Source organism: Dyadobacter pollutisoli (genome assembly GCF_026625565.1).
Taxonomy (GTDB): Bacteria; Bacteroidota; Bacteroidia; order Cytophagales; family Spirosomataceae; genus Dyadobacter; species Dyadobacter pollutisoli.
In genome coordinates this window covers 3,496,065-3,518,358 of the sequence record NZ_CP112998.1, presented here as the reverse complement: position 1 = coordinate 3,518,358, position 22,294 = coordinate 3,496,065, and the positions used below count along the sequence as shown (strand labels likewise).

Annotated in this window: 18 protein-coding genes; 12 read left to right on the top strand and 6 right to left on the bottom strand. The window is 44.9% G+C overall.

Annotated elements, in window-relative coordinates:
• The first annotated feature begins 6 nt into the window (after nt 1-6).
• From ON006_RS14320 to rodA, 3 genes are all read left to right on the top strand, one after another.
• Nucleotides 7-1,578: an NFACT RNA binding domain-containing protein gene (locus ON006_RS14320; protein WP_244820476.1), complete on the top strand. Its 1,572-nt coding sequence runs from the start codon at nt 7-9 to the stop codon at nt 1,576-1,578.
• A 111-nt stretch (nt 1,579-1,689) separates the two neighbouring features.
• A complete protein-coding gene (gene mrdA, locus ON006_RS14315) occupies nt 1,690-3,603 on the top strand; it encodes a penicillin-binding protein 2 (protein WP_244820475.1) in 1,914 nt (637 codons plus the stop codon).
• 36 nt (nt 3,604-3,639) lie between these two features.
• Nucleotides 3,640-4,923 carry a rod shape-determining protein RodA gene (gene rodA / locus ON006_RS14310; protein WP_244820474.1) on the top strand — a complete coding sequence of 428 codons (1,284 nt, stop codon included), beginning with the start codon at nt 3,640-3,642 and terminating at the stop codon, nt 4,921-4,923.
• Nucleotides 4,924-5,045: 122 nt separating this feature from the next.
• Here rodA and ON006_RS14305 read toward each other — a convergent pair whose 3' ends face one another.
• Nucleotides 5,046-5,423 (bottom strand): DUF423 domain-containing protein, encoded by a 378-nt coding sequence (locus ON006_RS14305; protein WP_244820473.1) that lies wholly within the window; start codon nt 5,421-5,423, stop codon nt 5,046-5,048.
• A 196-nt stretch (nt 5,424-5,619) separates the two neighbouring features.
• Between ON006_RS14305 and ON006_RS14300 the strand changes: the two genes are divergently transcribed.
• Nucleotides 5,620-6,678, top strand: a complete 1,059-nt coding sequence (locus tag ON006_RS14300) for a glycosyltransferase family 9 protein (RefSeq protein WP_244820472.1) — start codon at nt 5,620-5,622, stop codon at nt 6,676-6,678.
• A 6-nt stretch (nt 6,679-6,684) separates the two neighbouring features.
• Here the strand turns inward: ON006_RS14300 and ON006_RS14295 are convergent, their stop codons facing one another.
• Nucleotides 6,685-7,347, bottom strand: a complete 663-nt coding sequence (locus ON006_RS14295) for a YggS family pyridoxal phosphate-dependent enzyme (RefSeq protein ID WP_244820471.1) — start codon at nt 7,345-7,347, stop codon at nt 6,685-6,687.
• A 140-nt stretch (nt 7,348-7,487) separates the two neighbouring features.
• Here ON006_RS14295 and ON006_RS14290 point away from each other — a divergent pair, with 140 nt between their 5' ends.
• The 4 genes from ON006_RS14290 (at nt 7,488) to rplI (ending at nt 9,670) form a co-directional block, all read left to right on the top strand.
• Complete coding sequence (locus ON006_RS14290; RefSeq protein ID WP_244820470.1) at nt 7,488-8,429, top strand: DUF8428 domain-containing protein; 942 nt, start codon at nt 7,488-7,490, stop codon at nt 8,427-8,429.
• Between the two features lie 138 nt (nt 8,430-8,567).
• Complete coding sequence (rpsF, locus tag ON006_RS14285) at nt 8,568-8,948, top strand: 30S ribosomal protein S6 (protein ID WP_244820469.1); 381 nt, start codon at nt 8,568-8,570, stop codon at nt 8,946-8,948.
• Between the two features lie 3 nt (nt 8,949-8,951).
• Nucleotides 8,952-9,203, top strand: a complete 252-nt coding sequence (gene rpsR, locus ON006_RS14280) for a 30S ribosomal protein S18 (protein WP_233848921.1) — start codon at nt 8,952-8,954, stop codon at nt 9,201-9,203.
• Nucleotides 9,204-9,223: 20 nt separating this feature from the next.
• Nucleotides 9,224-9,670, top strand: coding sequence for a 50S ribosomal protein L9 (rplI, locus tag ON006_RS14275; RefSeq protein ID WP_244820468.1), 447 nt, complete (start codon nt 9,224-9,226; stop codon nt 9,668-9,670).
• A 150-nt stretch (nt 9,671-9,820) separates the two neighbouring features.
• On the opposite strand, the gene lysM is transcribed toward rplI, so the two are convergent.
• A complete protein-coding gene (gene lysM / locus ON006_RS14270; RefSeq protein ID WP_244820467.1) occupies nt 9,821-10,279 on the bottom strand; it encodes a peptidoglycan-binding protein LysM in 459 nt (152 codons plus the stop codon).
• Between the two features lie 208 nt (nt 10,280-10,487).
• Here lysM and ON006_RS14265 point away from each other — a divergent pair, with 208 nt between their 5' ends.
• Nucleotides 10,488-12,119: a glycerol-3-phosphate dehydrogenase/oxidase gene (locus ON006_RS14265; protein WP_244820466.1), complete on the top strand. Its 1,632-nt coding sequence runs from the start codon at nt 10,488-10,490 to the stop codon at nt 12,117-12,119.
• A 32-nt stretch (nt 12,120-12,151) separates the two neighbouring features.
• Nucleotides 12,152-13,195, top strand: a complete 1,044-nt coding sequence (locus ON006_RS14260; RefSeq protein WP_244820465.1) for a beta-ketoacyl synthase chain length factor — start codon at nt 12,152-12,154, stop codon at nt 13,193-13,195.
• 6 nt (nt 13,196-13,201) lie between these two features.
• On the opposite strand, the gene ON006_RS14255 is transcribed toward ON006_RS14260, so the two are convergent.
• From ON006_RS14255 to ON006_RS14245, 3 genes are read right to left on the bottom strand one after another with little or no spacing between them, the layout of a single operon-like run.
• Nucleotides 13,202-14,446, bottom strand: coding sequence for an NAD(P)/FAD-dependent oxidoreductase (locus ON006_RS14255; protein WP_244820464.1), 1,245 nt, complete (start codon nt 14,444-14,446; stop codon nt 13,202-13,204).
• Between the two features lies 1 nt (nt 14,447).
• Complete coding sequence (locus ON006_RS14250) at nt 14,448-15,980, bottom strand: phytoene desaturase family protein (protein ID WP_244820463.1); 1,533 nt, start codon at nt 15,978-15,980, stop codon at nt 14,448-14,450.
• Between the two features lie 50 nt (nt 15,981-16,030).
• Complete coding sequence (locus tag ON006_RS14245; RefSeq protein ID WP_244820462.1) at nt 16,031-19,864, bottom strand: trifunctional MMPL family transporter/lysophospholipid acyltransferase/class I SAM-dependent methyltransferase; 3,834 nt, start codon at nt 19,862-19,864, stop codon at nt 16,031-16,033.
• A gap of 172 nt (nt 19,865-20,036) precedes the next feature.
• Here ON006_RS14245 and flxA point away from each other — a divergent pair, with 172 nt between their 5' ends.
• Together flxA and flxB are read left to right on the top strand one after the other, a co-directional pair.
• Nucleotides 20,037-21,566 carry a flexirubin biosynthesis tyrosine ammonia-lyase FlxA gene (gene flxA / locus ON006_RS14240; protein WP_244820461.1) on the top strand — a complete coding sequence of 510 codons (1,530 nt, stop codon included), beginning with the start codon at nt 20,037-20,039 and terminating at the stop codon, nt 21,564-21,566.
• Entirely contained in the window at nt 21,563-22,294 is a 732-nt protein-coding gene (gene flxB / locus ON006_RS14235; protein WP_244820460.1) for a flexirubin biosynthesis SDR family reductase FlxB, read from the top strand. The genes flxA and flxB overlap by 4 nt, the downstream gene beginning before the upstream one ends.

Here is a 22,294-nt window from a genome sequence, read left to right as displayed (position 1 = left end):
ATTACCGTGCACCAGAATTACTATTTTTTAAAACAACTTGCTCCGAAGCTTCATGACGAACTGGCCGGCAAACAATTTATCGAAGCCTTCAGTCAGGAGAAAGACGAGCTGATTATGGTGTTTGCGGATCAGGGCGATGAGGAGGAGCTGGTGAATCCTTATTTTATTAAGGCCACATTAAGGTCCAATTTTTCCTGCCTGAGCTTCCCTGATAAATTTGACCGTGCCCGAAGGAACAGTGTTAATCTTTTCACTCAATTCCATGAGAAACAGGTTGAGTATGTCAGTGTTTTTCAAAATGAACGGGCGATCCAGATCAGTTTTTCGGATCAGCAAAAACTGGTTTTCAAGCTGTTTGGTAACCGTGCCAATCTAATCGCATTCGACAGTAATGGCGGGGTAACCCAGATTTTTAATAACAAACTTCCTGCCGACAAAACCATTACCCTTCCCTCACTGAACCGTTCCATTGATCAGTCTTTTGAAGCTTACATTCAAAATGACCTGCGGCATGAAGCATTGTTTCCGACATTTGGAAAGCTTGTTAATCAGCATCTGGCAGTTTTATTAAAGGGGATTGATACGGCTGAGGAACGTTGGAACGTAATTCAGAAGCTGCTGAGTGAACTGAATGCAGGAAAGTTTTATGTTGCCAAAGTAGAATTGGTACCGGTTCTAGCGCTTTTTGAGATCGGCGAGATCATTGGAACCTATACCGATCCTGTCGAAGCTCTCAATGCTTTTTACCTTGCCTATATCAGGCTGAGCGGCATTGAAAAAGAAAAGGCTGAAATACTGCGAATATTGAAAAAACGGATCCAGCAAACCGAGAATTATCTGGAAAATACATTCAAAAAACTCGTCGAACTGGAAGAGGCGGTGAAGAATGATGAGATAGGAAACATCATTATGGCCAACCTGCACCAGATTCCTGAGCGGACGGAGCGGATAGAGCTTTATGATTTTTACCGGGAGCAGCCTATTATGGTGAAATTGAAAAAGGATCTTTCGGCCCAGAAGAATGCGGAAGGATTTTACAGAAAGTCCAAGAACGAAAAAATTGAAATAGGTCGTCTGAATGATAGTCTGGAAGCAAGGGAAGCGGAAAAAGCACAGCTTCAACAGCATCTGGAGAAAATCGACGCCATTGATTCATTGCGGGAGCTTCGGACTTATCTCAAAAACAATGGTCTTGATCAGAGCAAAACTGTTGTTGCTGTCGATGATCTATTCAAAAAAGTGTCATTCATGGGCTACATCATTCTGATTGGCCGGAATGCTAAAAACAATGATCTGCTTACGAAACAGTATGCCAGCAAGGAGGATTTGTGGCTACACGCGAAGGATGTTACCGGCTCACATGTGGTGATCAAAAATCAATCAGGCAAGAAATTTCCGGCACCTGTGATCGAGCGCGCGGCAGAATTGGCGGCCTTTTATTCCAAAAGAAAAAACGATTCGCTCTGCCCTGTGATCTACACGCCGAAAAAATTTGTGCGAAAACCCAAAGGCCTGCCCGAGGGTGCCGTGATGGTCGATAAAGAGGATGTGGTGATGGTGGTGGCCAAAGGTGAATAGGCAGAATATATTCCTTTAAAAATGAAGTTTTTATGCGCATCGGGGCTTTGATAAGTCTTTTGATATAGCGAACTTCGTGTGAAATTTGGGAACAGGAATTTATAGTGCAGAATGCTTGAAAATCGTCGCTTCGTTATCATTGGTTTTTTTGCTTTAGTAGGTCTAATATACTTATTGCGACTTTTCTACTTACAGGTTCTGGACGAAAGCTATTCAATCGAGTCGTCCAGCAATTCTATTAAGCGGGTAATCGAAATCCCGTTCCGCGGGCAGATATATGACCGTACCGGAAAGCTCATCGTATACAATACACCCGTTTATGATTTACTCGTTACGCCCCACAAGGCGAGAGTAGAGGATACGCTGCGTTTTTGCCAGGTTTTGGGCATTGAAAAGCATGATTTTGATAGTCTCATGGCCGCGGCCAGCGCATATAGCCGGTTTAAACCGTCGCTTTTTCTCCGGCAATTATCGAAGGAGGATTTTGCTTCCATTCAGGATATCATGGTGGACTATGCAGGGTTTGAATTTGCGAAAAGCTCATTGAGAACCTACACGGCGCCGACATTGGCGAATACATTGGGCTATGTGAGTGAGATCACCAAATCGCAGCTTGAAAAGCAGGAAGAGCCATATTACCGCCAGAGTGACTACATTGGCCAAAGTGGTATCGAGAAGATTTATGAGAACGAGCTGCGAGGGAAGCGGGGTACCAAGTTTGTGATGCAGAATGTGAGCGGTGTTTACAAAGGCCCCTGGAAAGGTGGCGAGCTCGATACCATGGCGGTGGCGGGTGAGAACCTGTACTCGGGTATCGATCTGGAAGTTCAGCAATATGCTGATAGTTTGATGGTTAACAAAGTAGGTAGCGTTGTGGCTATTGAACCGAAAACCGGTAAAATAATCAGTATGGTTTCTGCTCCGACCTACGATCCTAACATTCTGGCCAGCAGGTATTTTTCCAAAAATTTCGCCGCGCTTGTCCGTAACCCCTACAAACCGTTGTTTAACAGGCCGGTCATGGCGAGTTACCGACCGGGATCTACATTCAAGCTGATTCAGGCGCTGATCGGGTTACAGGAAGGTGTTATTACGCCGGGCAGCGGCTTCACGCATGCCAATTGTCCTATGCATTGCCATAATCACCCCGCGACGGGAACGGTTGCTTTGGGTGTGATGCATTCGTGCAATCCTTATTTCTACAATGTTTTCAGGAGATTGATTTATAAAAATAATATCAAAAATACTTTCCGCGCGTCGGCCGTCGGACTGGATCACTGGCATGATGCGATCAGTAAATTCGGGATCGGACAACGTCTTGGGATCGATTTGCCGAGCGAGTATAAAGGGAATTTGCCTAACAAAAAGTACTATGACCGTTTTTACGGCGAGTACCGGTGGAAATTTTCAAATATCTATTCATTGAGCATTGGGGAGGGAGAGTTGCTGATCACACCCTTGAAAATGGCCAATGTTGCCGCTATTATCGCAAACCGAGGGTATTTCTATACACCTCACGTCATTCATGGCATAGGTGATAAGAAAACGGTAAACCCTGAATACCTCATCAGGCATGAAACCGGCGTCGAGGCGCATAATTTTGAGCCGGTTATCGAAGGAATGATCGGTGCAGTAGAAGGCGGAACGGCTAGAAGGTCAAAAGTAGAGGGTATCACCATTGCTGGAAAAACCGGGACTTCACAAAATAAGCGCGGGGACGACAGTTCTATCTTTATCGCGTTCGCGCCTGTGGACGATCCCAAGATTGCGATAGCTGTTTTTGTCGAGTATGCGGGTGCGGGAGGTTCGGCCGCCGCTCCGATTGCCAACCTTGTCATTGAAAAATATCTGACCAGAAAAATTACTAACAAGGCATTGGAAGAGAGAATGCTCAAGGCGGACTTTATGAGTAAAGTTATTTTGCCTGGCCAGAAGAAACCCGTTCCGGTGGATACTACCAAGAAGAAGCCGGTGACACCTGTAAAACCAACAGCAGCTAACAAACCCGTTGCTATCAATCGATAACATTGGCGAATTTTAAAATCTTCAATCAACATTATAATGCCGGAAAATAAGCCCATTACCAAAAATGTAGACTGGGTCGTCGTACTCATTTACATCGCCTGCCTCGGGATAGGGTGGATTAATATTTACGCGGCGGTGTATAATCCGGAAGTGCAGACGAGTATGTTCGACCTGTCTAACAATGCCGGAAAGCAGCTAATGTGGATCGGAACGGCGGCTTTACTGATCATTTGCATTCTGGTGATCGACTACAAGTTTTACGAGACATTCTCTTTCATCATTTATGCTGTTATCATATTCCTGTTGGTGGTTGTCTTGTTTGCCGGTTCTAATATTAATGGATCCCGCTCCTGGATTAAGTTTGGTGCGTTTTCACTGCAACCGGCCGAGTTTTCCAAGCTTGCGATCAGCCTGGCAATCTCCAAATATTTAAGTGACCCGGCGATCAGCCTGACCCGGAAACTGAAAGATTACTATCCGATACTGGGCATCATTGCATTGCCTGCATTCCTGATCCTTTTGTCAAATGAAACCGGTTCTATGCTGGTTTTTGCATCATTTGCGATTGTTTTATACCGTGAAGGAATGCCTGGTTTTATTCCGGCCATCGGTATGGTAGGCGCAGCTTTGCTGATTATTACATTGCTTTTCTTCAAATGGTACATTGCTGGGGCTATCATCGTGATTGCGGGATTGGTGATCTGGCTGATGCCCGTCATGACCCGGCGACGCGGAGGGCTTTGGGCTACAATCCTGGTCGCGTTCGTGATGATTGGGATCGTTTTTGGGGTGGACTTTTTTATGAATAATGTGCTCCAAAAGCACCAGAGAGGCCGTATCATGGTACTGCTCGATCCTGATTCAGATCCGAGGGGGATAGGCTGGAATGTAATTCAGTCCAAGATCGCCATTGGCTCGGGAGGATTTACGGGAAAGGGCTTTTTACAGGGTACCCAAACGAAATTTGACTTTGTTCCCGAGCAAAGTACTGACTTTATTTTCTGTACAGTAGGCGAGGAGCACGGTTTCGTAGGTACTGCGGTAGTGGTGTTCCTTTTTATTTGCCTTATTTCAAGATTGGTAGTGCTTGCGGAAAGGCAGCGAAGTCGTTTTGCGCGGGTTTACGGTTATTGTGTGGCGGGGATCATTTTCTTCCACTTCCTGGTCAATATCGGTATGACCATCGGGCTGATGCCGGTGATTGGGATTCCATTACCGTTTTTCAGTTACGGAGGATCGTCGCTGTGGTCGTTTTCTATCCTACTTTTCGTATTCCTGAAAATCGACGCACAACGTCCTTTTACGCTTTCGAGGGGTTAGGGAATTTTGAATGCGTGAATGGTTAATTGTGACCGGGTCGCCGGTGCGATGAGTGAATGACCGAATAGTTTATAATTTACTCATTAAAAATTCACTCATTCACTCATTCACTCATTCACTCATTAAATCTTCCCCGCCGCCAAAATCAGCAACACCCAGCCAGCTATCAGCGCTAGTCCGCCGATTGGAGCAGTAGCGCCAAATTTGGTGATGTCTGTGAAGCAGATCGCATAGAGAGAGCCTGAAAAAATGATCACGCCAATCGCAAAGGCATTTCCCGACCAGCCTAGTAACCTCACCGCATCCTGGCCGGCACGCTGCATGAGCAATCCCACGAGTACCATTGCCAGCGCATGATAGAATTGGTATTTCACAGCCGTTTCAAATGTGTCCGATCTGCCCGAAGCTTCGAGCATACCTTTTAATGCATGGGCTCCAAAAGCACCGAGGGCCACAGCCAATGCGCCTAAAATCCCGCCGGCCTGAATCATGAATTTCATATAATAGGATCAATAAAATGATTAGAAGAAATATTCGGTACTGACTTGCCCGTTTAATAAATAGAGGGTTTATCAGGCTGGTAAAGTTAGGCCGCGGATCAAGGTCAACCAACTCTTTAAGCCAATTTTATTATCTTGCGCACCTAAAATTCGAGCGGAACGACACTCGCCGCACATCTTGGAAAAGACTTATCAAATGACGTTAGAACGCTTTATTCAACTGTGGACTCACCGCTACCATAAATATTCACACATTTTTAAAGCGCGTCTCCTTGGCTATCAGGCCCGGCTACATTTTGCGGCTGTGAAGCGTAGCCTGAAAAAGGAACAAAAGCTGATCGCGATCATTCGTACAGAACATTTTGGCGATATTATTGCGGCGGAACCTATTTCAAGGCACGTCCGGTCACGCCATCCCGATGCTTACATCGTCTGGTTTGTGAAGCCTGTTTTTCATGAGCTGGTCGATTTCAATCCAGCTGTTAATGAGGTGTTTCAGGAGTTTTGTGTTACGCAGCGGGAAGTACTTTTGCAGGGGAATGTTTTCGACGAAGTTTTCCAGTTACAGTTCAGGAACAACAACCATTGTGACAAGTGTCAGGTCTTTATTGAAAATCCAGTTGCTCAGCAACGTCAGATTGATATTTTTACCTATTTCAATTTTGGAAACCTGCTGGAAGTTTTTGCAAAAACAGCGGGGCTAATTGCCGAAAGAGCAACATTCCCGGGGGACGATCAGCCGCAGGTTTACTTGCAGGATAGCCACCGGCAAAAGGTTGATTCATTGGATCTTCCGCAACGTTTTATTGTACTTCATTGTCGCTCCAATTACGCCCCAAAAGACTGGCCTGCCGATCGCTGGGAGCAATTAATAACATGGCTTTCTGAAAAATATAATTATCAGATTGTGGAAGTGGGGTCGGCTAGTAACTTGAATGTCAAGACTAAATCCTATCGAAATCTGTGCGGCCAGTTGTCTATTCTGGAAACTGCGGAAGTGATCCGTCGTGCCAATTATTTTATCGGTCTGGATAGTGGTCCGTCACACCTGGGCAATGCGACGGGTACTTATGGTATTATTTTAATGGGTTCGCTCAACAACTTTCCGGATTATAATCCCTATTCGGGCGGTTATGGGCGGCAGGAGAATGCGGTTTTCGTACGTCGCAAAGGTTCGCCCTGTGCTGAGCTTTCTTTTGATTTTGTAAAAGAAAAAGTGGAAGCCGCATTAGGTACCAGCGAACGGAAGGTTTAGTGCTATTTATCTGGATCCGAAAATCGCACTGCCGACACGTACCAAAGTGCTGCCTTCTTCCATCGCGATGGTATAGTCGCCGCTCATGCCCATGGAGAGTTCCTGCATCTTAATTTGGTCATTTTCATATTTTTTGAACGAATCAAACAGGCTTTTCAGGCTGCGAAATTCAGCTCTGACAATGGATTCATCTTCGGTATTGGAAGCCATTCCCATTAAACCTGTGATTCGGATGTTCGTCAGAGCTCGTAACTCTTCGGATGTGAAAATTTCAATGGCCTCTTCCTCTGAAAGTCCGAATTTGGTTTCTTCCCTTGCAATGAAGATTTGAAGGAGACAATCAATGATCCTGTCGTTTTTTCTCGCTTCCTTGTTGATCTCCTTCAATAATTTGAAACTATCTACTGAATGGATCAGTGAAACGAAGGAAGCCATATATTTTACCTTGTTCGTTTGCAAATGACCGATCATATGCCACTCGATATCTTTGGGAAGTACTTCATATTTGGAAGCCATTTCCTGAACCTTATTTTCGCCAAAACGCTTGTTACCAGCATCATAGGCTTCCTGTAAAGCCTCCACGGGCTTCGTCTTGGTTACTGCGATCAGCCTGGTTTCCTGTCTAAGTCCTTTTTGTATTTCATCAATATTCGCAGCAATAGAAGACATTGGAGAGGAGTAATTTTTTGATAATAAATGATTTAAAACAAAAATTTATCGAACGGAGGCTATAAATCAGTGTTAACGTATTTCAAAATTGAAAAAAACATAGTTCTTTTACCAACTAAATTAAAAATTTAACCTTCTGTATGGACTATAACCAGGAACAAAAGCAGGACAGAAAAACACTTTTATGGGCCGCTTTGGCCGTATTGCTACTGCTTAATTTGGTACTTGTTTACTTTATATACCACGAGAAGCAGGAAAACCTGGCCAAGGATGAAATTATTACAGCTAAAACAGAAGAAGTCCTCTCTATCAAGACGAAACTGGATTCTATTTCTGAGGAGCTGGATGTGAAAATTGCGGAAATCCAGAAATTGGGCGGAAGCGTCGACTCGCTGATCGCATTGAAGGCACAGTTGGAGAAGGATAAGAAAGAGCTTAAAAATGCCAGCACTTATTCCGCAGCCAATTACAACAAAAAGATCAAATCCTACGAGTCAGTATTGGCGGAAAAAGACGGAGAGATTGCCAAGCTGAGAGAAGAGCTGGGTATTGCAACGTCCAAAAACGAAGAACTGAACCAGAAAGTGACTGGCCTCGAATCAGAAAAACAGCAATTGGCTGATTCGGTAGTCAATTATTCAGTCCAAAATAAAGAGTTGAGTGAAAAAGTGAACATTGCATCCGCGCTTCGGGCAGAAAACCTCACTGTGAATGCTGTATCTGCGAAAGGAAAAGAACGTGAAGGCGGAAAATACAAGGCAAAACGCATTGATAAGCTGAGGGTTAATTTTAAACTCGGAGAAAATGCGGTCGCAAAACAAAATGAAAAAGAGATTTTTCTGCGTATCCTTGATCCTGATGGAGCAGTACTTTCTGATATGGCAACCGGCTCAGGGTCATTTATGATGAATGGCAAAGAGCTCATTTACAGTTCCAAACAGTCTGTTACGTTCAATAATACAGGTCAGTCGGTGGATATTTTCTATGGCCGCGGTGGGATTCCTTTGAAGGATGGCAAGTATACCATCGAAGTTTACAGCGAAGGATTCAAGATCGGACAGGGTGATTTCACTGTAAAGTAAGCTATTTGACAGTATAAGTTGAAGTTAAGTCATATCAGGGCTTGGAATTTTAAATTTCAAGCCCTATTTTTGCACCCTCATTTTGGTGTTTAGCCATTGTGAGGGTTTTTACATTTATAATAATTAATCAATTACCGTATGTCTAAGCAATATGAAACGGTGTTCATTCTAACTCCCATTTTGTCTGAGGCCCAGGCAAAGGACGCCGTTGAAAAATTCACTGCAATCATCACCTCAAATGGTGCTACGATTGTACATGAAGAAAATTGGGGATTGCGCAAGCTGGCCTACCCCATCCAAAAGAAAAACTCAGGTTTCTATCACGTAGTAGAATATACTACAACCGAAGGAAACGTAGTTGACGTTTTGGAAACAGAATTCCGTCGTGACGAGCGCGTTTTGCGCTTTATGACTATCGTCCTTGACAAGCATTCAATCGCTTACAACGAGAAGAAACGTAAAGGGTTGGTAGGAAGAAAGAAAGAAGAAGCAACTGAATCTAAAACCGAAAACGCATAAGCTATGTCACTCGTAAACGAACCGGTTGAGAAAAACAATAACCGTAAAAAATATTGCCGTTTTAAGAAATCAGGCATTAAGTATATCGATTACAAGAACCCCGACTTTTTGTTGAAACTTGTAAACGAGCAAGGAAAGATCTTGCCACGCCGCCTTACAGGAACAAGCTTGAAATATCAGCGTAAAGTTTCTCAGGCAATTAAAAGAGCGCGTCACTTGGCTTTATTGCCTTTTGTTGCTGATCAATTGAAATAATATAGAAAGAGCTACAAACAATGGAAATCATACTAATAACTGATATAGCAGGTGTAGGTTATAAAAACGACATCGTTACTGTGAAAGCAGGTTACGGTCGTAATTACCTTATCCCTCAGGGTTTTGCATTATTGGCTAACACCTCTAACCGCAAGATCGTTGCTGAAAATGTGCGTCAGGCTTCGCACAAAGCTGAAAAGCTGAAGAAAGACGCAGAAGAAATTGCAGCAGCAATCGGCGATCTTACAATTGACATCAAAACTGTGGTAGGAGAAAGCGGCCGTATCTTCGGACGTGTTACCAACACACAGGTATCTGATATCCTGAAAGCAAAAGGTTTCAATATCGATCGCAAGAAAATTACTTTGGACGATGTGAAGTCAGTTGGTACTTATTCAGCACTGATCGATCTACACAAAGAAGTGAAACACAAAATCGCTCTGAACGTTATTGCGGCAGAAGATTAATTGTCTTTGAAAATAGCATAAAAAAAGGCAGCCTTTCGGGCTGCCTTTTTTTATGCTATTTTCAAAACTTCGGCTGTCGGCTGTCAGCAATCGGCTTTTTTGACAGTCGACAGTCGACTGTCGATAGCCGATAGCCGATAGCCGAAGTCATTAAAGTGCTGGAATCCTCAACACCTGCCCCGGATATATCTTGTCGGGATCGGTCAGCATGGGCTTGTTAGCTTCGAAAATGATCGGATATTTCATCATATCACCATAAACGGTCTTGGCGATCTTTGAAAGGGTGTCGCCTTTTTCCACAGTATGGTAGGTCGCTTCCGGCGCCGGGGTCGCTACTTTCAATCGGTTATCTACTACCTGTACGCCTTCCACATTGCCTACGGCCAGGGCAATCTTTTCAGCATCTTCCTGTTTAGCTACTTCGCCTTCAATGGTAACGGTGTCTCCTGATGTTTTTACGGTTAAGTTGTTGTAAGCAAGCCCCAACGACTTAACGTGCGCCAGCAATGCACTGGCCCGGAGCGGCTCTTTTTCGGGAGCTGGTGTGGCAGGATCTTCTTTGTGGAACACTTTTTCCCCCACGCCTTTTAAAAACGATAGTAAGCCCATGTTTTTTGAGTTTTGGTTAAAATAATGAAATGAAGTAATGTCAAAGCAGGTGATGCCCTGGTTTGTAAAAGCATAGGTTGCAATTATTATACCAATCTTAGCATTGCAGAATTACTTTTCGATTTGACTTGATCAGGGAAAGGTTTTATGTTCCGACTTCGTACTTTTGCATCAGGTAATCTTCACACCGATCCAGTAATTGCTAGTAATGAACCGCACCGCATCTCTTGATAAATTAAAAAGTGAATCGTTTGATATCTGCATAATAGGAGCGGGCGCGAGTGGCGCCGGTTGTGCACTGGATGCCGTATTGCGTGGCTATAAGGTGGCTATTATCGACAAAAAGGACTTCGCATCGGAAACATCTTCTCGCTCTACCAAGCTGATTCACGGCGGTGTAAGGTATCTGGAACAGGCTTTCAAAAAACTTGATTTTGCACAATTGAAGCAGGTCCGTCATGGCTTGGAAGAGCGGCATATCGTTTTAAAAAACGCCCCCCACCTGGCTCGCCCACTTGCTTTGATGACGCCTGTCAACTCCTGGTTGGAAGGTTTGTATTTCAAAATCGGCCTGCAGCTGTATGACACATTTGCGACCAATGACACATTACCCAAGAGCAAATGGCTGAATAAGAGCGAGGTAATGGCCAAGATACCAACATTGGACTCTAAAAAATTACATAGTGGCGTGTTGTACTACGACGGCCAGCTCGACGATGCACGCTATTGCCTGGCATTGGTGCAGTCTGCTTCGGAAGCGGGGGCTGTGGTAGCGAATTATGTGGACGTTTCGGGCTTTCAAAAAGACGTAGCGGGAAAAATACTTGGTGTAAATGTATCGGATACGCAGACGGGAAATGCATTTACGATCCATGCGAAACTGGTGATCAATTGTACCGGTCCATTCTCGGATAAGGTACGGTTAATGGCCAATTCCGGGCTACCTGAGCGGCTTCGGCCCAGCAAGGGAGTCCATGTCATGCTCCCGAAAGAAACATTGAACAGCGAGTACGCCATGCTGATCCCGAAAACCTCGGACGGTCGTGTCGTATTTGCGATTCCGTTTGAGGGGGCGACCATGATCGGTACTACGGATACCGAATGTGATGATATTCAGTCAGAACCGACATTAAATCAAAAAGAAAAACAATACCTGGCTGACACGCTCAACCCTTACCTGGCCACTCAAATCGATATTTCGCAATTGAGGTCCGGCTTTGGTGGTTTGCGGCCATTACTTTCCGCAGATCCGTCCAAATCAACCAAAAGTCTGACGCGCGATCATGAGATCGAACTGGATGAAACGTCAGGACTGGTGAGTTTGTTAGGCGGTAAATGGACAACTTACCGTTTGATGGCGAAGGATACCATTGACCAGGCCGACGAAATATTTGCGAAAAGCAATGTCTGCATTACTGCTGATCACATTCTAGCGGGAGGCGAAAATTATAAACTCGATTCCTGGAAAGAGTTAGCCCAAAAATACGATCTGACACAAGAAGTAGCAGTTCACCTTGTTAAAAAATACGGGTCAAGAGCGGAACGTATCTGCAAACTGACTGTAGATGAGCCGCTACTCAAAGAAAAACTGAGCGAGCATTATCCTTACATCAAAGCCGAAGTAGTGTATGCGGTTAGGGATGAAATGGCGGTTACACCCCGTGACTTTCTGGCGAGAAGGATCCGGTTTGAAATTACGGATTGGGATGAAACTTTGAATTCTTTACCGGTTGTTACCACATTAATGGCGCGCGAATTGGGCTGGAATCCGGAGGAAAGAGAACGGCAGGCGGATAACTATGCCAGAGAAATTGGCAAATTCATTTCCGACGCTGAGTAAGCGCAGTTCAATCACTCACGTTAAATTTACGAATGTATATTACTGACTCAGCCTGCATTTCTCCTCAAAGAACTTTCGATAGTGCTTTTTTTGAGGGCAATGTAAAGGTGCATCTGGGTGACAGGTATGTCGCTATCGAGCCTGATTACGGGCAACTTATTCCCGCTGGTCTGCTACGGCGCATGGGTAAGGCTGTACGTATGGGTGTGGGAGCGGGTCTGCCTTTGATTAGAAAATCCGAAGTAGACGGGATCATTCTGGGGACTGCCAATGGTGGCCTCGAAGATTGTCTCAAATTCCTAAACCAGATCGTAGACTATAATGAAGGCACATTAACACCTACCAATTTCGTGCAGAGTACGCCCAATGCAGTTGCCGGCAACCTTGCATTAATGAGCAAAACGACGGGCTACAATACTACCCATGTTCACAAAGGTCTCGCTTTCGAAAGTGCGTTGCTGGATGCAATCCTGCTTTTTGAAGAAAAAAAGGCCAATACATTGCTGGTAGGAAGTGTGGAGGAAATCTCGGATTATAATCACAATATCGATTTTCTGGGTGGAGCCTTTAAAACCGGCGAAATATCCTCGGAGACATTGTTTCAAATGGATTCGCCCGGTTCGGTGAATGGGGAAGGTTCGACAATGTTCATACTGGAACCTGCAAATAGGCCAAATGCAAAGGCACAGATTACGGATGTGTACCAGACGAGTTATTTGCAGGAAAGTGGTCTGGAAGATAGAATTCGCTATTTCCTGAACCGTAACGGACTTAATGTGTCCGAAATTGATACCCTGATCTTAGGAATAAGCGGTGATAACCGGACGGACCACTGGTATACCAATCTGCAAAAGGAATGCTTTCCAACTTGCAATACATTCGCTTATAAGAACCTCGTGGGCGATTATCCAACAGCATCGGCCTTCGCGGTGTGGTTTGCGGTACAGTTGTTTTCAGGTAAAAAGGTGCCAGAACAATGCGTGTATGATCAACGCGATTTTCGCAAAACTGAAAACGTGCTCATCTACAATCATTATAAAGCGGAGCAGCACGGTTTTATCCTGCTCCGCCGGTAATGCGGGCTATTGTTTGCCTTCCAGATTCTTTTCCTTCATTTTGATCACTTTCGCAAGCGTAGGAAGTATGGTGTCATGCTTTTTTACAAATGGGTTTGACTGGTCCCAAACGTAACCGGCAAGTACCGAACAAATCTGATTTTTGAAGTCGTTATCAATTTCTTTCGCAAATACAATGGTTTGAAAATCACCACTGTACCAGCCAGAAACATAGCTTCTGAAAACGTCGATTCCTTTCTGTATCACATCTTCGTATTCCGTTTTCCAGTCTACCGCTTCTCCCCGTAAATGTCTGTGGGTCATTTTGGCGGATAACAAACCGGAAGCTGTGGCGAATGTAACGCCCGAAGAGAAGATCGGGTCAAGAAATTCAGTACTGTTTCCCGAAAGAACGAATCCATCTCCATACATTTTTTTGACGCCAATGGAGTAACCCAGAATGTGACGGGGTTCAAATTTCAATGCAGAATCCTTAAATCTTCCTTTGAGGTCTTCAAACTCGCGGATGAAAGCTTTATATCTTTCGCCGTCGTTTTCGGCCAGTTCCAGGATCTTTTCCTTGTCTCCCACAATGCCAACAGACGTGGAACCGTCGGAGAATGGAATGGCCCAGATCCACGAACGGTTATCGTCAAAAGAATGGACGAAAATGTTGTTGCTGGCTTTCTCAGTGCGGTTTTTATCTTCTAAATGGGAGAATATCGCGCCTCTTGGCGAGAATGCCGACGGCTTGCTCAGGTCAAATAACCGTGGCAGCACCCGGCCGTACCCGCTGGAATCAATGACGAATTTGCAGGATATCTGATGAATGTTCCCGTCGACATCTTTGTATTCCAGCATCTGAATGTCCGGCGTGCAGGTTACTTTCAAGACTTCACATTCAAAATTCACATCCACGCCTTTCGCCCGTGTCGCCTCTGCCAGCGTGCTGTCAAAGTCGGCACGTTTTACCTGCCACGTCCAGGTCCAGCCCTTTGTAAATTGCTCGGAAAAGAAGAACTCGCATCTTTTTTCGCCGCGCATAAATGCTGCGCCTGTTTTTTTCTGAAAGTTTTTGGTTTTGACAGCTTCCAGCAGGCCTGACTCATCCAGGTGCTCCATGCAGCACGGAAGCAAACTCTCACCGATCTGGAAGCGCGGAAATTTCTCTTTTTCCAGAATGGTCACATCATACCCTTGTTTTTTCAAATAAGAAGCGGCAACGGTACCGGCTGGTCCGGCGCCAATCACTACAACATCGACAGTTCGCATGTTAGGCATTTTTTACTTTTTGAATGAGTTTATCTTTATCAACAAAGGAAAAGCAAGTTACAAAAGCACTGACTGTGACTCCTAAAATCCCGTGCATTGAAATGTTTTGACCTGTCAGGTGGAGGTTGGGTATTCTCGTTTTAGTATTAATCTGAGTCCTGGCGGGTGAATTGGAATTCTTCAATATGCCGTACAATGAGCCGTCCCGATTGCCAATGTAATCCCTGAATGTGAGCGGAGTAGCGCTATGAACAGCCTTTATTTTGCCGGTAATGCCTGGAAAAACCTCTTCAAGCTTATCTATCACTTTTCCTTCTTTTAATTTTTTGAATTCAGCATATTCTTCGTCGCGTCTGCCTGGCTCGGCGACTGTACTGAAACTGTCGGCCCATTTATCAGTTTCGCAGGATTTCATGTAAGTCATGATCGACATTGAATCCGCATACTTGCCTGTTTTAGATATACACGGCGTGCAAATGAAATAGGTTTGCGGCCATGTTTCCTCATCATAGTCAATGCCACCCCAGACGCTGTCTATATGATGCTGGTAAATGTTATAATTAAGATATTCAAAACTATTTTCGTGGAAGGAAATATGGACCAGAAATGTGGATATACTATTTTCAAGGCCCTGGACACGGTTTTTGTATACATTCAAAAAACGATCAGCACCAAAAATATCGATAGTCACGGCGGGGTGAACATTGGAAATGAATTGTTTTCCCTTAATAATCTCGCCGTTTTCCAGTACTACTCCGGTGATCTCGCCCGCTTCATTGTAATTCGCCGAAACTACTTTTTTATGTTTGTAAATCTCCCCTCCATTCTTGCGGATAGCCCTGCTCATTTGAATGGCGATCTGTGAGCCACCATCGACAAATTTGTAAGACCCCGACAGGTAGCTTTTCATGATCAGCGCATGCACATAAAAAGGCGTTTTGTCCTGAACCCCGGCATACAGCAGATTGGAGCCCGCGAGTACATTTTGCAGCCTTACATTGTCGGTTAATGATGCAATGTAGTCGTAGGTATTCATGCCGAGCACGTCGCCATCCATCTGGTAGTTTTCGCCAGAAATGCGCAGGTTATAGAGTGGGAATTTATTGCAGATTTCAATGATTTTGTCACAATAAGTTTCGATGGCCGTTTTTTCGTCCGGAAAGTAGCCGATCAATGTCTCCTTGAAACGGTCGAATCCCTGCGCATAATGATATTCTGAACCGTCGTCGAAACGGATGACGTCAAATTTGTCATCATCCATTCTTTTCACTTTGAGATGATCGAGAATGCCGAAATATTTGAAGAACTGATAAAGATTTTCACCCTCATCCAAACTGCCTACATAATGAACGCCGGTATCATAAATGCTTTTACCCCGGCTGTAAACCTGAAGATGCCCGCCGATCTGGTGGTTTTTTTCCAAAACAACCACACTGAAACCTTCCGATGCCAGGATATTTGCACAAGCCAGGCCGCCCAGCCCGCTTCCTACAATCACAAAATCGTACTCCTTTTGACCCTCGGAAGACTGCATTTAATGGTGATGAAATTGTTAAAAATTGGTTGTCAGAATCAAGCTTAATGTTAGTCGTTTCTCAAAACAAACAGCACATTGGACGTATTATTGGAATGTTCAAGCATCTCAAAGCTCAAATGGTGCTTTTCGGCGAAACTGCGAATGTCATTGGAAGAGAAAAAGTGGAAATCATCCGATTTTCTGTTGAATGAAAACAAGCCTGTCGACAATGCTTCGGTGGTCTTGGTCTTTTTATGTTTTTCCTCGTTGTCGGTTATGCCGTCCCTGATGAATAATATCCCGCCAGGATTGAGCGCCGTCGCACAGCGGTCAAGCAAGGTAAGTTGTTTTTCTTCCGATAAATAATGAAGGATGTCGTTTAAAAATATGACGTCCTGTTCACCACAATCAGCGGTCATAATGTCTTGATATACAAAGTGTAACTGTTCTGTCTTGTTATAACTATTCTGCGCGATCTGGATCTTTTCCTCGTCATAATCAATTCCGGTAATGACCCTTTCCTCATTTTTATAATGCAGATAAAAAGACAAATATCCATATCCGCAACCGATATCCAGAATGTTTTTCCTGTGAGCTATTAAATGGTTGTAAAAGGAGTAGTTTTTGCTTTCCAGGTTCCATTTGATTTTAAAATACCATTCCAACACAGGCCCTTTGAAAACATAATTGGTAAAGACCTTATGTTTCAGGTAGGCTACGTCCTCCATTTCGTATTTGTAGGCGGCAAATTCTGTTTTAAAATGCGCAGCAATATTTTTCGTACGGTCACGAAGCGTTGTTCCCCATTGCGGATCGTCGTGCGCCAGACGTGGCATGACACGCACATTGAGTGCGCCGGAACTGATCAAAAAGTCGTTTTTCGGCAACACGTCCGAAGCTCCGTGGAGTAAAAGTGGCTGAATGTCGAGGTTAAGCTGCTCGGCCAAGTGAAATGCTCCTTTGTGAAATCGCCCGATTGTACCGTCCTGCGAGCGGGTGCCTTCCGGGAAAATTAGCAACGAATAGCCGTCCGCAACGAGTCCTTTTAACTTTCTGATGTTCTCTTCCGGGCCGTCGTCCGTGTACACATAGCCCGCATAGCGGATGATGGGTCCGAAGAATGGGGAATTGTAGACCCAGCCTTTAACCATCAGCACAATTTTCGGATGCAGCATGATAGCCAGCAGAATGTCCAGAAACGAAGTATGGTTAGCAATGAAAATCACCGGTTTATCCATATTCAGATTTTCAAGTCCCGAGAAATTTTTGCGCACGTGCGGGCCGGAGTAGATGACCGTTTTGGCATAAAAAGACAGTGACCGGTTGATCATTTCCCGCTTCCTTTTCTTCGAAATGGGCAAAATAAGAATCGTAACCAGTTTGGAATGCAGAAAAAGGCATCCTGACAAAAAATATGTAAAACTTGAAACGCTGATCAGGAAAGGCAGCATGGTTACCGGCGCCTTCTTTTTTGCAATTCTGTTCTGGACAAAAAAGTCAAAGAAAACGGGCTGGAAAACGAATGAAATGAAAAGGATACAAACAATCCCGAGCACACTGATGAGGGCAATGGAATGAATGGCAGGGTGTTTGGCAAAAATAAGGACGCCCGTACCTATAATAGTAGTGGTAGCGGACAATGCAATCGCCGATTGGTAGGAACGTAATGTATCCTTGCCGGTTTTGTACTTGCTGAGCAGCCCGTCCGTCACAAAAATGCTGAAATCGTCGCCCAATCCGAAGATGAATGTGGTTACAATGACATTGACAAAATTGAATTTAATACCCAGTATCGCCGCTATCCCAAGTATCCAGATCCAGCTGATCACCATAGGTAAAAATGAAAGGAATGTTAGCTCAATTCGTCCGTAAACGACTAGCAATGTGAGGAATACAATGGAGGCCGAGATTAATAACAGGTAGTTGAAATCGTCCTTGACCATTGTGAGCAGCTCGCCAGCCAGCTCGCCGCGGTCAAATATGTCTACGCCGGGGATCGTTCGCAGGTCTTTTTTTACTTCCGAAAGTTGTTTTTGAGGAACGATCAGCGTGGTAATGAATGTGGTACCAGACGATTTTACATCTACCAGATTATCTATCCCCAGTTCATTAAAAAGCGTGTCCAGGGAAACAGAAGACTGATTTCTCCCTGAAACCCAATCTTTGAAGTCATTAAAAGCATAAGCATTGAAGCCACTTTTCGCGGCAGTTTGGTCCAGAATACGAAACGTGGAATCCTTACGCTGTACATTCCAGAAGCTATTCCATCGCAGCTTTCGTTCGATTTGAAGATCACGAGGGATCAAAAAAGCGCCTGACGACACAAAGCTGTTGATCTTGCTATTTTGTTTGAGTGCTACCAATTTCTGATATACCTCAAAATTGACTTTTTCCGCATGGGCGCGCACCGGGCTGGTAGCGAAAACATAAATCCGCTTTTCCGCGCGTGGATTGATACCGGTAAGTGCCTGCTCCCTGTTGCTCAGATCGTCATCCTGAATGCTGAGATTTTCAAAACCGCTGTCGAATTCAGTAAAACGCGCGAAGTAGAGGAAAACCAATGTGAGCACGCCGATCGCGACCAGCACATAAGACCTTACCGAGGCAGGTATCTTCGGAATGTTAAAAGATCGCTGTTCTGCCGGGATCTTTTTGTAATCAAACGAAGTGGCGTCGAGAATGAGTGGGAGGGCAATTAATGTAAATATAGCAGCGCCCAGGAGGCTCAGGGAAGCGAATAGACCAAAATCCTGCAACACCACGGAATTGGCAAAATGCAAAGCGCTGAATGCCATCACGGTCGTGAAACTGCCCGTTAGTAAAGGCGCACTCACTTCTTTGATCGCCTGCGAAAGGGAATGGGTATGTCTGAGATGCGTAAAAAAATGAAAGGCGTAATCCAACAGAATACCGAAAATCACCGCTCCGGTCGCCAGCGAGATACCTGACACTTCGGGGCGAATATAACCGATGATCCCCAAAGCAAAAATTCCGCCGAAAAGTCCTGGCAGGATAATGTAAACAGGTACGAGCAGTTTGCGATAGTAGGCGATTAGCAGCAGTAATATCCCACCCAGGGCCAGGAAAGACGTGAAATAGGAATCGCGCTTGACCTGGATTGCATTTCTGGCAGAGATTTCGAAGGTTCCGAAATACGTGAAATGATTATGCCGGTTTTGTTTGTTCCATTTTGATCTGAATGTTTCGGTCAGGTTGTAGAGCTCTACATTTTTTTCAGAATTGCCCGAATCGTAGCTAGTAGATGCGAAAACAATGACTTTTTTACGGTCTGCGCTGAACATGACGCCATCGTCCAGCACCATGCCATTGGAATTATTATTGACATTGAGCTCCCGAAAATACTTCCCTGTGATACCGAGCGGGTCGTTGATTATAAACTGTTTCAGGAATGACCCGCCGGGCGTAATGAGCTGGTTATAAGTCCCGGTAACAGCCGAACGGATAGAGTCGGGTACCAGCCGGGCATTGATATGGCCGTAATATTCAGGATTAATGAGCAGGGGAAAATGGGTATAGACATAATCGTACACATCTTCTTGTACATTAGGTCGCTCAGCGCGGATATTCCGAATGTAGCCTTTGGTATAGCGGCTCAGCGAATCGGAAAAAGCTTCGGCCAGCTCTTTCGCTTCGTCGGTAGCAGTTTCGGCGGGGATTTCAATGGAGAAAACGACCTGATTGATGATGTTTTTACTTTCCACCAAACGATTGAATTCTTCGAAGCTTTTACCATCCGGTAAGGTGGCGAAAATACTTTCGGTTACTTTTAGGCGCAAAATACCCGCAAAAAGTACGCTGACAATGATGGCAAGGCTAAGAAAAAACGCGGTTTTGTGACTGGAAAGAAATTTATTAAGCCTTAAAAGTAAATCGCCGATCATTGACAGGGAAAACGTGAGTGTCAGACAAAATTAATGAAATGTACAGATCCGGCAACTTCCGAATGTATTACCGCACGCCGGACTGCCCCGCGGTTATGAGCGTCAGACAACTGGTTTGTCAAAGCCGCAAAAAAAGATTTATTTTACACAATATTAATTACGCTATCACTAAATGAATAGTATTTCCTTAGCTCAGATCGAGCAGTATGCTTTTGAAAAGAAGGAATTTATCTTGCCCGAAAACGCCCTCAATCAAGTTTCGAAATCCTTTGCCTTTTTAACGAATTTCTCCAAAGATAAAATTATATATGGAATCAACACTGGTTTTGGACCGATGGCCCAGTACCGTATTGAGACCGACAAACTAAGTAACCTTCAGTACAATCTGATCCGCAGCCATTCAAGCGGAATCGGTAAGCCGCTGAACGAAATTTACGCCCGTAGCGTGATGGTTGCCCGTCTGAACTCGTTTTTACAGGCCAATTCAGGGGTAAGTACAGCGGTAATCAAGCAATTGGTTGCGTTTTTGAACAAAGGTATCGTTCCTGAAATTTTTGAACACGGCAGCGTCGGAGCCAGCGGAGACTTGGTCCAGTTGTCACATCTGGGCCTCAACCTGATCGGGGAGGGGTATGTATATAAGGATGGTGTCAGAACAAAAACAGCAGATGTTTTAGCTGAAAAAGCCATTGAGCCGCTCAAAATGGAGCTTCGTGACGGTCTTGGCCTGATCAATGGCACCTCCTGCATGACGGGTATGGCGGCGATCAATGTGATCTACGCGAAACGCCTTTTGCAATGGGCGATCGCGGCTTCTTCTATGTTGAATGAGGTGATTGAGGCGTTTGATGATTCTTTCTCAAAGCAACTGAATGCGGTAAAACACCACAAAGGCCAGCAGCTGGTAGCGCAGCAAATGCGCGATTTTGTGGCAGGCAGCCAGATGATACGCAGCCGCGAGGAGCTGTTCAAGGATGACACCGCGCTGCAACGCAAGGAATTTGAACGTAAAATACAGGAGTACTATTCGGTAAGATGTGTACCGCAAATCTTGGGGCCAATACTGGATACGATCCAATACGCCCAGGAAGTCATTGAGAACGAATTGAATTCTACCAATGATAATCCGATCGTAAGCCCTGACGATGATAACGTTTTTCATGGTGGCAATTTCCACGGTGACTACATTTCGCTGGAAATGGATAAGGTAAAAATCGTGCTGACGAAGCTTTCCATGCTCATGGAGCGACAGCTGAACTTCCTGATGAATAGCAAACTGAACGGCAAATTCCCTCCTTTTCTGAATGCAGGGACCTGGGGCTTGAACTTCGGTTTTCAGGGTGTGCAATTTACGGCGACTTCCACAACTGCTGAAAATCAGGCATTGTCGAGCTCGGTATATGTGCATAGCATTCCCAATAACAATGATAATCAGGACATTGTGAGTATGGGGACCAACAGTGCGGTGCTCGCCAAGCAGGTACTGGAAAATTCATTTCAGGTGATGTCCATTCATATTATGGCGATTTGCCAGGCGATCGACCTGCTGGATCCTGAGGAAAAGGAGCGACTTTCGCCCAATGCCAAATCTATTTACGACCGGATTCGTCAACACGCACATTTTGTTACGGAAGACATTCCACAGGCTGAAAGTATCGCCGCTGTTTTTGAATACATTAAAGAAAACCCGTTTAAATTATGAGTTGTGCATTGGTAACAGGCGCATCCCGAGGAATTGGCCGGGCAATTGCGGTGCAGCTGGCCAAGGATCATGGACTATATATATTGATCAACTACGCTTCAAATCAAGCTGCTGCGGAAGAAACATTAGCTGCGATTACGGCTTCCGGCGGTCAGGGGGAACTTTTGCAGTTTGATGTGCAGGTAAAGCAAGAGGTGGATGATGCATTGAACAACTGGAAACAGCAGAACGAAGATAAGACCATCAGTGTTTTGGTGAATAATGCCGGCGTGACACGCGACGGGTTGTTTATGTGGATGCCCGAGAAAGATTGGGACGAGGTACTGGGAACGTCCGCGAAAGGTTTTTTTAACGTTACCCAGAACGCCATTCAGCAAATGCTGCGGAAGCGCACGGGCCGGATCGTCAACATCGCGTCGGTATCGGGGATGAAGGGAGTGGCAGGGCAGACCAATTACTCGGCCGCAAAAGGTGCGATGATTGCGGCTACCAAAGCATTGGCGCAGGAAGTAGCGAAACGTAAGATCACAGTGAATGCAGTGGCACCGGGGTTTATCACCAGCGACATGACCAAGGACCTCAACGAGGAGGAACTGAAACAAATGATCCCGATGAGCAGGTTTGGAAAAGCAGAAGAAGTCGCTCATCTGGTGAGTTTTCTGGTTTCGGACAAAGCGGCCTACATTACCGGCGAGGTGATCAATATTAACGGAGGAATTTATTCATAA

Bases quoted from the DNA above. Each gene is read 5' to 3' on its own strand.
- ON006_RS14245 (WP_244820462.1), bottom strand. From the start codon at position 19,864: ATGATCGGCGATTTACTTTTAAGGCTTAATAAATTTCTTTCCAGTCAC.
- ON006_RS14290 (WP_244820470.1), top strand. From the start codon at position 7,488: ATGGACTATAACCAGGAACAAAAGCAGGACAGAAAAACACTTTTATGG.
- lysM (WP_244820467.1), bottom strand. From the start codon at position 10,279: ATGGGCTTACTATCGTTTTTAAAAGGCGTGGGGGAAAAAGTGTTCCAC.
- ON006_RS14250 (WP_244820463.1), bottom strand. From the start codon at position 15,980: ATGCAGTCTTCCGAGGGTCAAAAGGAGTACGATTTTGTGATTGTAGGA.
- rpsF (WP_244820469.1), top strand. From the start codon at position 8,568: ATGTCTAAGCAATATGAAACGGTGTTCATTCTAACTCCCATTTTGTCT.
- flxB (WP_244820460.1), top strand. From the start codon at position 21,563: ATGAGTTGTGCATTGGTAACAGGCGCATCCCGAGGAATTGGCCGGGCA.
- ON006_RS14295 (WP_244820471.1), bottom strand. From the start codon at position 7,347: ATGTCTTCTATTGCTGCGAATATTGATGAAATACAAAAAGGACTTAGA.
- ON006_RS14265 (WP_244820466.1), top strand. From the start codon at position 10,488: ATGAACCGCACCGCATCTCTTGATAAATTAAAAAGTGAATCGTTTGAT.
- mrdA (WP_244820475.1), top strand. From the start codon at position 1,690: ATGCTTGAAAATCGTCGCTTCGTTATCATTGGTTTTTTTGCTTTAGTA.
- ON006_RS14255 (WP_244820464.1), bottom strand. From the start codon at position 14,446: ATGCGAACTGTCGATGTTGTAGTGATTGGCGCCGGACCAGCCGGTACC.
- rpsR (WP_233848921.1), top strand. From the start codon at position 8,952: ATGTCACTCGTAAACGAACCGGTTGAGAAAAACAATAACCGTAAAAAA.
- ON006_RS14300 (WP_244820472.1), top strand. From the start codon at position 5,620: ATGACGTTAGAACGCTTTATTCAACTGTGGACTCACCGCTACCATAAA.
- ON006_RS14260 (WP_244820465.1), top strand. From the start codon at position 12,152: ATGTATATTACTGACTCAGCCTGCATTTCTCCTCAAAGAACTTTCGAT.
- rplI (WP_244820468.1), top strand. From the start codon at position 9,224: ATGGAAATCATACTAATAACTGATATAGCAGGTGTAGGTTATAAAAAC.
- ON006_RS14305 (WP_244820473.1), bottom strand. From the start codon at position 5,423: ATGAAATTCATGATTCAGGCCGGCGGGATTTTAGGCGCATTGGCTGTG.
- rodA (WP_244820474.1), top strand. From the start codon at position 3,640: ATGCCGGAAAATAAGCCCATTACCAAAAATGTAGACTGGGTCGTCGTA.
- flxA (WP_244820461.1), top strand. From the start codon at position 20,037: ATGAATAGTATTTCCTTAGCTCAGATCGAGCAGTATGCTTTTGAAAAG.